Below are 13,860 nucleotides of genomic sequence, written 5' to 3'. Positions count from 1 at the left end.
TAAGACATTTAATATCACGCATTCATTAAGCAAGAAAGGATGTCCTTATGACAATGCGGTAGCGGAAGCGACATTTAAAACAATTAAAACGGAATTTGTAAAAGGCCAACGTTTCAACTCAACGGCTGAGTTACAACGCGCTTTTTCGGCTTATGCCTATTGGTATAATCATAAACGATTACATTCTTCGTTAGGCTACTTGCCTCCCATTGAATTTAAAAAACACTTACCCCTTAATTTTTTTGTTTGAAAATGTATTGCCATTCCAAACATTCATCAATCAAATAATTATCAAACTCTTTTCCTCTATCAGAATGAAACAACTCAATCGTCTGTAAGTTCATTGGAATTTGACTCATAGCTTGCATGACCAGTGCCGCTGTTTTATGCCTGCCAGCACTTCGCCCCACTATTTCTCGATTACTGATATCAACAATTACACAAAAGTAGTGCCAACGTTGTTTAACCCTTACATAGGTTAAATCGGTCACCAATATCTTTCGTGGTTGACCTATATTAAATTCTCGATTCAGTTCATTCCCCACCAGCGATTCATTGCTTTTTTCTGTATGAATACAATATTTTTTACAGGTGTATTTCGAAACCCAGCCATTTTTCGCCATGATTCGACCTATTCGGCGTCGAGATACGGTTATGCCTTGCTTTCTCAGCTCTGCTTGCAGACGCCTTGTACCATAAGCACGATAATTAGTATTAAAAATTTTACCCACTATTTCACTCAGTGATATATCTTGTGATTGCTGCGTTAATTGCCGTTGATAATAGAAACGATTTCGGGTTACATTTAAACATCGACATAATGCACGTAAGCTGTATCGATGCTTATTATGTAAAATTAACTCGATTTTCTTCCCATTATCAACGCCGCTTGCTTTAGGATATCATTCTCCATTAACAAACGTTTATTCTCTTTGCGTAGCGCGATAAGTTCGTTATCTTCAGTTCGACGATTATCTTTTGCGATGAATGAGCCGGTAGTTTGGTACTGCATTATCCAATTATCTAATGCTGATTTGGTGAGGTCATACTCTGCGACGATATCCGCACGTTTTTTACCATTTTGATATAGCATGACCATTTGTTTTTTGAACTCGTTAGTAAAGCTACGTTTTGCTCTTCGTGATGAATCGATTGCCATTGTTGTTACCTTCTCTTATTTTTAGTTTATCATAACAATGACCTTATAAAACTGGTACTAATTAGTGTAGCCGATCCAGACGATTAAGTTCGTTTGACATGTTTTTCCTCCTCCTTATATCCAATTTTAAAATCAGTCTGTCTATTTAATTATTTTTTATATCTTATACTCAGCATTACTGAGTTGAAGCAACAGACAGCTTAGCTAAAAAGCATACACAATTTTAGTGTGAAATTTAATCTTTTTTTAAAAAAAATGTTAAATGAATGTTGTTTAATATGAATAATTTCTGTTAGTTAAGCCAGTAATTGACAGCTACTTAAACTTTTTATTGAATAAGCGATTTAAATAACCTGACTTTTGTTAATGTGTAGAAATTTGTACAACTAAAAATAGCAATTTTTACTTAAACTGCAACTTATTGACAGCTAGTATATAATATAAAGAATAAACGTAATGTAGAGATAATTTTGATGTCTAGCCAAGATACACCTGCCCAAAATAAAATGTTAATAGACCGTTTTCTAGATTCATTGTGGCTAGAAAGGAACTTAGTTGAAAATACCATTGCTTCTTATAGACTTGATTTGTTGGCACTAAGTCAATCTTTACAACAACAAAATGTCACATTCCTAACAACTCAAACGTTTAATTTACAAAACTTTTTAATGCAACGAGTAGAAGATGGGTATAAAGCAAGTAGTTCAGCACGTTTGCTTAGTGCAACTAAACGTTTTTTTCAGTATTTATATCAAGAAAATTATCGCACTGATGATCCCTCTGCAGTATTATCATCCCCCAAACTTCCTAAAAAATTACCTAAAGACTTAACTGAATCGCAAGTCGATGCGCTACTAGAGTCGCCAAGCATAGAAGATCCCATTGAACTTAGGGATAAAGCGATGTTGGAAGTACTTTATGCCACTGGTTTACGCGTATCTGAATTAGTAAATTTAGAAATTAGCGATGTTAGCTTACGTCAAGGTGTAGTAAGAGTAATTGGTAAAGGTAATAAAGAACGCTTAGTCCCACTTGGAGAAGAAGCAATTTATTGGCTTGAATATTATTTTAAATATGCCAGAAATGATCTTTTAAAAAATGGACCTATTGATGTGCTTTTTCCAAGCCGATTAGGAAAAAAAATGACACGACAGACTTTCTGGCATCGAATTAAATATTATGCCATACTAACTGGTATAAATATTGATGCACTTTCTCCTCATGTGCTTCGACATGCTTTTGCAACACATCTTCTTAATCACGGAGCGGATTTGCGCGTCGTTCAAATGTTGCTTGGGCATAGCAGTTTATCAACTACACAAATTTATACACATGTTGCAACGGAAAGGTTAAAACAGTTACATAGTAAACATCATCCTCGAGCATAGGATTGACAAAAATAAGGATAATTGAATGAAAAAATTAGTTATATGTTTAGGCTTAGCGTTAATTTCAAGTTCAGTATTAGCAAGTAATAATGAAATTGCAAAATCTTTAGATAAATTCGGTTACGATAGCAAAGAATCAAAAATTTTTGATAGTCCAATTAAAGATTTTAAAAGCGTTAGCACGCCAGAAGGTATTGTATATGTTACTAAAGATGGTAAATACTTAATTCAAGGTTCTATTTTTGATTTACAAGGTGATAAACCAGAAAACATTGCTAACAGCATCAATCTTAGCCTAATAAAATCAATTGAAAAAGATGCCATTATTTATAAAGCTAAAAATGAAAAATACATTATTTCAGTATTTACTGATTATACTTGCCATTACTGTAAACTACTACATGAAAATATTGATAAGTATTTAGAAGCAGGTATTTCAGTTCACTATTTCGCATTCCCTCGTGCAGGTGCTGACAGTGATGTTGGCAAAAACATGCAATCTATTTGGAGCATGGCTGATCGCAAAGCTGCATTTGACAATGCATATAAAGGAAATACAATTTCGCCAGCAAGCAGTATGATACCTTATGTAACACAACAATTTAACGTCGGTAAAAAGTTAGGGATTGGCGGCACACCTGCAATTGTCTTACCTAACGGCCAACTTGTTTCAGGTTACGTGCCTGCAGATAAACTAATTGAATTTCTTGATCACAAAAACTAAATAAAAATTAGCAGTTATTGTTGCTAAAATGTAAATATAAAATGAAAACACATGTTAGCGCAAATGCGCTAACATATAAATTATGAAAAAAAGTAAATTAAAACATCGCAAATTACCTGAAGTACTTCCAGAATTTTCTGATGATATTCCGTTATTATTACAACGGATTTATGCATTGCGTGGTGTTACTAGCATGCAAGATCTCGATTACACCACACGCAATCTATGTAATTACAATAAACTAGATGGTATTGAAAAGGCAGTCGAAATTCTTTATTCAGTAATGAAAAATAATCAGCAAATCATGATTGTTGGTGATTTTGATACTGATGGTGCCACCAGTACTGCTTTAACCATCAGAGCCTTAAAAAATATGGGGTACCAATTTGTTGATTATATCATTCCTGATCGCTTTAATGATGGATATGGATTAAGTGTTTCGGTTGTTAAAAAAGCCATTTTACAAAATGCACAACTTATTATTACCGTTGACAACGGAATATCTGCTATTGAAGCTGTGGATTTTGCTAAGGAATCAGGATTGTCAGTCATTATTACTGATCACCATTTATGCCCTGAGCTACTACCTAATGCCGACGCCATAGTCAATCCTAATTTACCTAATTGTATATTTCCATCTAAGCATTTAGCTGGGGTGGGTGTAGCTTTTTACTTTATGCTAGCTTTACGTGCGAAATTACGGCAAGAAAATTGGTTCTCCGACAATAATTTAGATGAATATAATGTAGCAAATTTATTAGATCTAGTTGCTTTAGGCACTATTGCTGACGTGGTTAGACTTGATCATAACAACCGTATTTTAGTTCATCAGGGTATAAACAGAATACGAGCTGGATATTGTTGTGAGGGCATCAAGGCCTTATTACAAATATCTAAAAAAGATCCTATTAATCTTACGTCTACTGATTTAGCTTTTTATATAGCGCCACGATTAAATGCAGCAGGTAGAATGGATAATATGTCATTAGGAGTTGAATTACTACTTTGTGATAATTATGATTCAGCAATCAACAAAGCTATGGATTTGGATAATCTCAATAGTGATCGAAAGTTAATTGAGCAAATGATGCATAAAGAGGCCTTATCATTTATTCAAGAAATTGAAAAACAAAATATCACAATTCCTAATTTACTCGTGTTTCATCATCCAGAATGGCATCAAGGCATTATTGGGATCTTATCTTCACGTTTAAAAGATAAATATCATCGACCAGTCATATCTTTCGCTTCAACAGAAGATGGTTTTCTAAAGGGCTCAGGACGTTCAATTAAAGGCGTTCATTTACGCGATCTTCTTGATGAATTAAATCAGAAAAATCCTGATCTAATAATCAGTTTTGGAGGTCACGCAATGGCTGTTGGGTTAACTATTCGAAAAAAAGATTTAGAACGTTTTAAAAATAACTTTGAAATACTTTTAAATGAACGCTTAGAACCTGATTTGCTAGAACCAATTATTGAAACTGATGGTGAAATAGATAGCCAAGATCTTACTTACGAAATCGCTAAGCAATTAAAAGAATCAGGACCATGGGGAGAAGGATTCTACACTCCCATTTTTGACGGTGAATTCATTATTCATCAACAGCGATTATTTTCAGACAAACACCTAAAACTAGTACTAGAACCCCAAAACGGTGGTCCACTTATTGAAGGGGTCTTTTTTAATGTAAATAGACAACTATGGCCTGATCAATCGATAAAAAATGTGAAAATAGTTTACCATTTAGATGTAGATGAATTTCGTGGTAACCAAGCTCCACTATTAATGGTTAAACATCTATGGCCTCTCGCATAAACAATCAGAATCGATTATAATTACAAGGTTGCTCTGAATTTACATCTGTTTACCAATCAAATAAGCAATGGTTACCCAATACTATCGATATAAAGTTTATACAATGTTAAGGATTCAAAATGCATATTCATATTCTTGGAATTTGTGGCACATTTATGGCAGGGATTGCTTTGATAGCTCGCTCTCTAGGTCATAAAGTAACAGGTTCAGATAAAAATGTTTACCCACCAATGAGCACACTTTTACAAAAAGAACACATTGATATTGTTGAAGGATATGATCCATCACAACTGATATCAAAACCTGATTTGGTCATTATTGGCAATGCGCTATCAAGAGGTAACCCTTGTGTAGAATATCTTTTAGATAATAACATTCCTTATATTTCAGCTCCTCAATGGTTACACGACAATGTATTGCGAGATCGTTGGGTCATAGCTATTGCTGGAACTCATGGTAAAACTACAACTGCGGGCATGGTCAATTGGATTTTAGAAAAGCAAGATTATAAGCAAGGATTCGTTATTGGTGGTGTACCGGGTAATTTTGATGTATCAGCAAGATTAGGTGAAAGCAATTATTTTGTTATAGAAGCAGATGAATATGATTGCTCGTTTTTTGATAAACGTTCAAAATTCATGCACTACTGCCCCAAAACACTTATCATGAATAATCTAGAATTTGATCATGCAGATATTTTTGATGATCTCAGTTCTATTCAAAAACAATTTCACCATTTGGTTCGTTTAGTGCCGAGTAACGGATTAATTATCACACCACAAGAGGATGTAAATTTAAAACAAGTATTAGCTAAAGGTTGCTGGAGTAAAAAAATATTCACAGAATCAGAAAACGGCTGGCTAGCACAACGTATGAATAATGATGCGAGTCATTTTGCGGTTTACTTTAACAATAAAAAAGTGGGTGAAGTAAAATATTCATTAGTTGGCGAACATAATATGCATAACGCACTAATGGCAATTGCTGCCGCCCATAATGTAGGTATTGATCCTGTTGATGCTTGTTTAGCACTAAGTTCTTTTGTCAATGCTAAAAGACGGTTAGAACTTTATGGTGAAGTTAATAATATTGAAATCTATGATGACTTTGCCCACCACCCAACTGCAATTTTAGCCACATTAGAAGCATTACGCAGTAAAATAGGAGCTAATCGTCGCATTCTAGCCGTACTTGAACCACGCTCAAATACGATGAAATTAGGAGTATCTAAAGATGAACTAGCCCCATCACTTGGTCGAGCTGATGAAATTTTTATATTCCAACCAGAACAACTACCTTGGCTAGTGGCTGATGTGGTTGATGCTTGTATTCAACCCGCTTACTGGAGTGGTGATATCGATTTGTTGGTTGAAATGATCACAAAATCAGCTAAACCAACCGATGCAATTTTAATTATGAGTAATGGCGGCTTTAATGGTATCCATAAAAAGATTTTAGAAAACTTAAAGAAGAAACAAATAAAAAACCAAGAACAATAACCGCTAGTCTAAAAATAATATAAATAGCAATATGATATATGCCACATCATGTGGCATATCAAACAAAAAGGACATTTCATGAATGAAACTACCGACATGATTGCTATGCTATGTCGCAGAATAAAATTAGCCAGAATTGAGAAAAATTTATCCCAACTAGAACTTGCGCAAAAATCCGAAATAGGCATTGCAACAATAAAACGTATTGAACAAGGCGAATCAATTACATTACAAACATTAATTTCTGTCCTTCGTGGATTAGGAGAACTTGATCAACTTAATAATTTACTTGCCTATAACGAAGTTATCCATATTGCCTCAGCAAAACAACCAAAACGAAAAAGAAAACAACGAAAAGTAAAAACTGAACGGGTAGATGTACTAACAGAAAATGATTTCTTGCGCTCTAAAGTTAACACCATGCACTGGAAATATTAAATACAATCTAATGTTTCGCCGATTTTGCAATCGGCGAATTCGACAGAAAAATAGCAACAACCTAATTACAATGAACCGTAATTGCTAGCCCTCCACGCGACGTTTCTCGATATTTTGCATTCATATCCTTTCCTGTTTCATACATCGTTTTAATAACTTTATCTAAAGATACTTTTGCTGCAGTAATTCGTCTTAAAGCCATTCTTGTCGCATTTATCGATTTTACTGCGGCAATGGCATTGCGCTCAATACAAGGAACCTGAACTTGGCCTGCAACTGGATCACAAGTCAATCCTAAGTTATGCTCCATTGCTATTTCTGCCGCCATGCATACTTGTTGAGGATTACCGCCTAAAAGCTCAGCAAGTCCTGCCGCAGCCATAGAACAAGCAACGCCAACTTCCCCTTGACATCCCACTTCTGCACCAGAAATAGAGGCATTTATTTGATAAAGTTGTCCTATTGCGCCACAAGTTAGAAAGAAACGAATATAAATATCAGGTGTAACTGGATTAATAAATTTATCATAATAAGCAAGCACAGCAGGTATAATGCCACATGCACCATTTGTTGGCGCAGTAACTACCCGTCCTCCTGCTGCATTTTCCTCACTAACTGCAAGCGCAAACATATTTACCCAATCAATAATCACCATTGGATCACTAATAATTTTATCTTTAGTGGTAGACAATTGACGGTATAACGAAAACGCACGGCGAGGAACTTTAAGTGGTCCTGGTAATAGCCCTTCTGTATTCATGCCTCGTTTGATACATTCCAAAATAGTTTGCCCTACGCGAGAAAAATAGGATTCAATTTCTTCATAAGAGTGTATTTGCAACTCATTTTTCATCATAATACTAGAAACTGATAATGAGTTATCTTCACAATGCTTTAATAATTGCTCAGCTGAAGCAAATGGATAAGGAAATTTTACTGAATCCTGCTCTTGTTGACCAAACTGCTCTTCTTCAACAATCTGACCACCGCCAACAGAATAATAAGTTTTCTGAAAAACTAATTTATCGCCGCTATATGCACTCAAAGTCATACCATTTTCATGTAATGGTAAAAATTTAGAATGAAACACCATACAACTTTCCAACGGAAAATCGATTTCATAACGATCATTGTAAATAGATAACCGCTGAGTTTGGCTAAGTTTTTCGATAACACTTGGAATACTATCAATATCAACAGAATCAGGTTTTTCGCCAGCTAATCCCATAATAATAGCAATATCTGTTTGATGACCTTTGCCTGTTAACGACAAAGAGCCATAAACATCAGCCACAATTTTTGTTACTGACGCCATCATGTTATTACTGATTAGCTGATCTATGAATGCCTTCCCTGCCCTCATTGGTCCTACTGTATGTGAGCTTGAAGGTCCAATGCCAATTTTAAATATTTCAAATACCGAACTCATATTTTTCCCTTTTGATGCAAAACTTAAATTAATACTGCTATCCTAGTGATATCTTTACGAATTAACTTTTGCTAATAAAATAGCCAATAATCATCTTGCCACTTACCCCATACTGATACCTAGGTATCACTTTTGAGATTATGAAAATAAGTTTTAATACCCATTAATAGTTAATTCTTGCTATATCGGTAGATTATTTTACTAGTAGCTGTATTTACCTACCAACGAATGCCAGTAGGTTTTATATATTAAATAAACAAGTAAGTGGTAATTACCCATGAATTAAATTTTTATAATAAATTATAGATAGCGGCTGAAATTGCAACTAATCCCATAACAACAATAAACACATTACTTAAGCTTCCTTTATATTTTGCTAGTACAGGTAATTTATGAATTGCATACATTGGCATTAAAAACAACAACACAGCTAAAATTGGGCCACCAAGTGATTCAATAAGGCCTAAAATACTTGGATTTAATGTTGCAACCCCCCAAGCAGTTACAAACATAAAGGCAATAGCTAATTTATCAAGTTTGTTTTCTGAAATTGTTTTATTACGGCTACGCAAAAATTTATTAACAACACCATTAAACCCTTCTTTACCACCTAGATAGTGACCTAAAAACGATTTAGCCATTGCAATAAATGCAATTGGAGGACCAATATACTCAATAACAGGTGAATTAAATCGATTAGCCAAATATGACAACGTTGAGATATTTTGAGCTTTTGCATCTAAAAGTTCAGCAGGCGACAAGCAAAGCGCACAACTAAAAACAAAAAACATCACTGTTACAACCATCATGATATTGCTTGCTGCAATAATTCTAGTACATTTAGGTTCAGCATAAACGTCACCATATTCTTTTCGTTTAGCTACCGCTAAAGATGAAATAATTGGTGAATGATTAAAAGCAAAAACCATAACAGGAATAACTAACCAAAGTGTCATTAAAATACTTTGTCCTCCGTCACTACTACCAAAAGACAAATTGGTAAAAATTTCACCATTCCACTCAGGAATTAAAAATAACGCTAAAATCATTAAAACTGCAATAAATGGAAAAACTAATATTGACATAACTTTAACAATAAGTTCTTCGCCAAAGTGAACAATTGACATTAAAAATGCAACTAAAATAAATGAAAGTAAAGCTCGTGGTAATGACTCCATTCCTAATTGATGAACCATAAAGCTATCTACTGTATTTGTAATACCAACGCTATATACTAATAATATTGGGTAAATTGCAAAAAAATAAAGTACAGTTATCCAGTTTCCTGCTGTGCGGCCAAAAGCCTCTTCAACAACAACGGTAATATCGCCATCTCGACTTTTACCTGATAATACAAATCGACACAAAGCTTGATGAGCAAAAAATGTCATAGGAAAGGCAAGAACCAACATAACCAGCAACGGAATTAACCCACCGACACCAGCATTAATTGGTAGAAAAAGTACTCCAGCACCAATTGCTGTACCATAAAGGCTAAGCATCCATAACGTATCACTTTTTCGCCATTTAGGTAATTTTGATTCCTTACATGAATCTATTACATTTTCGTTAGTCATTAACGTACTCATTTTGAACTACTCCTCAATCTAAAATTCTGCGCATATGATATCAATTTAATAACTTTTACAAAGTGATCTTTATCACACAAACAACAAAAAATTAAATATAATCAACATGATGAAAATATCCAATTTGATACCTAGCAAAATAAAAATTAATAAAGTATTAATATTGATACAAAAAAGTAAAACATACTGCCATTCTATAGCCAAATAATCTGTATTTAGCGACTATAATTTAAAAACATACTTTATTAATGCTGAGTTGAAGGTATTACAAGAATTCCATATTAAAAATAACAATAAAATTACTTTAGTGTTACGCTTGGTACTGCTAAACTAGCTCACATTTTTATCATATATATTTATAAATAAATTTTTTAGGATAAATTTATGCGAACCAGTAAATATCTTCTTTCTACGTTAAAAGAAACACCTGCTGATGCTGAAGTCATTAGCCATCAATTAATGTTACGTGCAGGCATGATCCGCAAAGTGGCTGCTGGATTATATACCTGGCTTCCCACTGGTTACCGCGTACTTAAAAAAGTAGAAAATATTGTCCGTGAAGAGATGAATAAAGCCGGTGCAATAGAAGTATTAATGCCAGTTGTACAGCCTGCTGATATTTGGCAAGAAAGCGGACGTTGGGAACAATATGGCCCTGAATTATTACGTATTAAAGATCGTGGCGACCGTGATTTTGTTCTAGGCCCAACTCATGAGGAAGTCATTACAGACTTACTACGTAATGAAGTTAGCTCATATAAACAATTACCACTTAACGTGTATCAGATTCAAACCAAATTTCGAGATGAAGTACGCCCTCGCTTTGGTGTGATGCGTTCACGTGAATTTATTATGAAAGATGCATACTCTTTCCATACTACACAAGAATCATTACAAGAAACTTATGATGAGATGTATAAAGCCTATAGCGCAATTTTCACACGTGCAGGTTTAAACTTTAGAGCGGTGCGTGCTGATACAGGATCAATTGGTGGCAACTGGTCACATGAGTTCCAAGTATTAGCCGACAGTGGCGAAGATGATATTGTTTTTTCAACCGAATCTGATTATGCGGCTAACATAGAAATGGCTCAAGCATTAGCACCAACACAAAAACGCACTGAACCTACAAAAGCAATGGAGTTAGTCGATACTCCTAATGCTAAAACTATTGACGAATTAGTCGAGCAATTCAATTTGCCGATTGAAAAAACTGTAAAAACCTTGATGGTTAAAGCCACGAAAGAGAGTGGCCATCAATTAGTAGCTTTACTGGTTCGAGGTGATCATACATTAAACGAAATCAAAGCCGAAAAAATCGATATCGTTGCCTCACCACTAGAATTTGCAACCGAAGAAGAAATCCGTACGATTGTGAATGCCGGACCAGGCTCATTAGGTCCAATTAACTTAAATATGCCAGTTATTATTGACCGTGACGTGGCTGTGATGAGCGATTTTAGCGCTGGTGCCAATATCGATCATAAACACTATTTTAATATCAATTGGGAACGTGACACTGCTTTACCTCGCATTGAAGACATCCGTAATGTGGTTGAAGGAGATCTTAGCCCTGATGGCAAAGGCACATTACAAATTAAACGAGGTATTGAAGTGGGACATATCTTCCAACTTGGCACAAAATATTCACAAGCAATGAAAGCAACAGTCCAAGGTGAAGATGGACAAAACCACGTTATGATTATGGGTTGTTACGGCATTGGAGTAAGCCGAATTGTAGCTGCTGCAATTGAACAATGTCATGACGATCGTGGTATTGTATGGCCAGAAGCGATTGCTCCATTTAGCGTTGTCATTATTCCAATGAACATGCACAAATCCGAAAAAGTTCAAGCAACAGCCGAAAAGCTTTATGCTAATTTACAAGCTGCTGGCATTGAAGTTTTATTTGACGATCGAAAAGAGCGCCCTGGCGTGATGTTTGCTGATGCGGAACTAATCGGGATCCCTCATACTATCGTAATTGGTGAACGCAACCTCGATAATGGAGAAGTGGAATACAAACACCGTTCAGGTGGTGATAAAGTAATGGTGAAAGTTAACAACATCATTGAATTTATCCAAAACCGCCGTCAAAAAGCATAATAAAGCCACTCATAAAAATCAAAATAACAACAACAAATTAATCCAGTTGTTGTTATTTTACCAATTCAAGAATAGGCATTATTATTCGTAACACATGTTACATTAAATAAGTTAAACCTCTAATTATAAATTCAAAGTGATATTGTTATTTTTTTCAGCTAGAATAAATCAACGCAACTCTTATTTTAATTGGTTAGAATAATGTTAAAAAAAACAATCGCATTGATATTATCCACCTCATTATTATTACAAAGTACATCTATCGTTTATGCTGATAATATCAACCTCCCCGATATTGGTACTGCGGCAGCCACAACGCTTAGCATTGGCCAAGAAATGGAAATGGGCGATTATTATATGCGAATGTTACGAGCAAGTGCTCCCATAATAAACGACCCTGTTTTAAACCAATATATTAATGATCTAGGCAAAAAATTAGTATCAAAATCAGAATCAGTAAAAACGCCATTTCATTTTTATATTATGAAAAGTGACGTACTTAACGCATTTGCTTTTTTTGGTGGGAATGTCGTCATTCATTCTAAACTAATATTAGACACCGACAATGAAAGTCAATTAGCCTCTGTTATATCTCATGAAATTGGCCATGTCACCCAACGCCATTTAGCCAGAGCAATGGAAAACCAAAACCGTAATAGCCCTTATGTTTGGGGTGCAACATTAGGCTCTCTACTACTAACATTAGCCAATCCCGAAGCTGGTATGGCGGCGATGACAAGCACCATGGCAGGATCAGCTCAAAATATGATTAGTTTTACGCAAAGTAATGAACAAGAAGCCGATCGTGTTGGTTTAAGAACGCTTGCTAAAGCAGGGTTTGATCCTTATGCTTCATCAGAGTTTCTACAAAAACTTGCCGATCAAAGCCGATTTAGTAGTAAAGCTCCCGAAATTTTACTTACTCACCCATTACCTAACAGCCGATTAACCGATATTCGAAATCGTTCATTGCAATATAGCAAAAAAAATGTATCTCCGTCATTAAACTACTATTTAGCGAAAGCTCGATTGGCCATATTAATGGTTAAAAATAAAAATACCGCAAAGCTATTACTTGAAGATTATAAAAAACTAAACAATGAACAAAGTAAGACAGCTATTATTTATGCTAATGCTTTAGTAGATAATCTAAGTGGAAATAATCAAAAAGCCAAACAACAACTACAGCCATTATTAGATAGTGATCCCAATAATATTTGGTATATTGATTTAATGACTGATATTGATTTAGCGCTCAACAATAGCAGTACTGCAATCACTCGCCTACAAGCAGCATTAAAAAAAGCACCAAATAGTTCTGCATTGCAACTAAACTTAGCTAATGCGTATATAAAAAACAAAAACTATCAACAAGCCGTAAGCTTGTTACATCGCTATACTTTTGACCATAATGATGACTCAAATGGATGGGAATTGCTCGTCACTGCTTACGGAGGATTACATGCAAGAGCAAAAGAAATGAGTGCTAGAGCGGAATTAATTGCATTAGAAGGTCAATTTCAACAATCCATTCAACTACTACAAAATGCTAAGAATCAAACAAAAGGCGATCAGACAATGATTTCTAAAATTGATGCAAGAATTAATCAATTAAAACAGCTACAAAAACGTTATGCAGCTTATAAACGATAATTTTATTAACAAAACCTTCTCGACTAATTATTTACACAACCACTAGTCGAGAAGAT

General features: G+C 34.8%; 12 protein-coding genes. 8 read left to right on the top strand and 4 right to left on the bottom strand.

The genetic code is table 11. From position 1 onward, the window contains the following. The coding region (locus tag A9G38_RS06515; RefSeq protein ID WP_141671706.1) for an integrase core domain-containing protein at nt 1–250 on the top strand (250 nt) is incomplete at its 5' end. Here A9G38_RS06515 and A9G38_RS06510 read toward each other — a convergent pair. Together A9G38_RS06510 and A9G38_RS06505 are read right to left on the bottom strand one after the other, a co-directional pair. Continuing rightward, nucleotides 234–857 (bottom strand): IS3 family transposase, encoded by a 624-nt coding sequence (locus A9G38_RS06510; RefSeq protein WP_255307529.1) that lies wholly within the window; start codon nt 855–857, stop codon nt 234–236. The genes A9G38_RS06515 and A9G38_RS06510 overlap by 17 nt on opposite strands. Further along, complete coding sequence (locus A9G38_RS06505) at nt 857–1,159, bottom strand: IS3 family transposase (RefSeq protein WP_065623186.1); 303 nt, start codon at nt 1,157–1,159, stop codon at nt 857–859. The genes A9G38_RS06510 and A9G38_RS06505 overlap by 1 nt, the downstream gene beginning before the upstream one ends. A 473-nt stretch (nt 1,160–1,632) precedes the next feature. Here A9G38_RS06505 and xerD point away from each other — a divergent pair, with 473 nt between their 5' ends. The 5 genes from xerD (at nt 1,633) to A9G38_RS06480 (ending at nt 7,027) form a co-directional block, all read left to right on the top strand. Further along, nucleotides 1,633–2,547 (top strand): site-specific tyrosine recombinase XerD, encoded by a 915-nt coding sequence (gene xerD, locus A9G38_RS06500; protein ID WP_034913916.1) that lies wholly within the window; start codon nt 1,633–1,635, stop codon nt 2,545–2,547. A gap of 25 nt (nt 2,548–2,572) precedes the next feature. Continuing rightward, nucleotides 2,573–3,271 carry a bifunctional protein-disulfide isomerase/oxidoreductase DsbC gene (dsbC, locus tag A9G38_RS06495; RefSeq protein WP_034913921.1) on the top strand — a complete coding sequence of 233 codons (699 nt, stop codon included), beginning with the start codon at nt 2,573–2,575 and terminating at the stop codon, nt 3,269–3,271. A gap of 82 nt (nt 3,272–3,353) precedes the next feature. Continuing rightward, a complete protein-coding gene (gene recJ / locus A9G38_RS06490) occupies nt 3,354–5,090 on the top strand; it encodes a single-stranded-DNA-specific exonuclease RecJ (protein ID WP_034913924.1) in 1,737 nt (578 codons plus the stop codon). A gap of 119 nt (nt 5,091–5,209) precedes the next feature. Continuing rightward, a complete protein-coding gene (gene mpl, locus A9G38_RS06485; RefSeq protein WP_034913928.1) occupies nt 5,210–6,589 on the top strand; it encodes a UDP-N-acetylmuramate:L-alanyl-gamma-D-glutamyl-meso-diaminopimelate ligase in 1,380 nt (459 codons plus the stop codon). A 78-nt stretch (nt 6,590–6,667) separates the two neighbouring features. Continuing rightward, a complete protein-coding gene (locus A9G38_RS06480) occupies nt 6,668–7,027 on the top strand; it encodes a helix-turn-helix domain-containing protein (RefSeq protein ID WP_051634273.1) in 360 nt (119 codons plus the stop codon). A gap of 61 nt (nt 7,028–7,088) precedes the next feature. Here A9G38_RS06480 and A9G38_RS06475 read toward each other — a convergent pair whose 3' ends face one another. Together A9G38_RS06475 and A9G38_RS06470 are read right to left on the bottom strand one after the other, a co-directional pair. Then, nucleotides 7,089–8,456, bottom strand: a complete 1,368-nt coding sequence (locus A9G38_RS06475; protein WP_034913931.1) for an L-serine ammonia-lyase — start codon at nt 8,454–8,456, stop codon at nt 7,089–7,091. A 290-nt stretch (nt 8,457–8,746) separates the two neighbouring features. Then, entirely contained in the window at nt 8,747–10,045 is a 1,299-nt protein-coding gene (locus tag A9G38_RS06470; protein WP_080702363.1) for a serine/threonine transporter, read from the bottom strand. A 384-nt stretch (nt 10,046–10,429) separates the two neighbouring features. On the opposite strand from A9G38_RS06470, the gene proS reads away from it, so the two are divergent. Continuing rightward, a complete protein-coding gene (gene proS, locus A9G38_RS06465) occupies nt 10,430–12,151 on the top strand; it encodes a proline--tRNA ligase (RefSeq protein ID WP_034913935.1) in 1,722 nt (573 codons plus the stop codon). Between the two features lie 201 nt (nt 12,152–12,352). After that, nucleotides 12,353–13,804 carry a beta-barrel assembly-enhancing protease gene (locus A9G38_RS06460; RefSeq protein ID WP_141671743.1) on the top strand — a complete coding sequence of 484 codons (1,452 nt, stop codon included), beginning with the start codon at nt 12,353–12,355 and terminating at the stop codon, nt 13,802–13,804. The last annotated feature ends 56 nt before the right edge of the window (nt 13,805–13,860 follow it).

The organism is Gilliamella sp. Imp1-1 (assembly GCF_001690415.1).
In the GTDB taxonomy this organism is placed as follows: Bacteria; Pseudomonadota; Gammaproteobacteria; order Enterobacterales; family Orbaceae; genus Gilliamella; species Gilliamella bombi.
The sequence above is the reverse complement of the archived record's forward strand: the minus strand, read 5'-3'. Positions and strand labels throughout refer to the sequence as shown.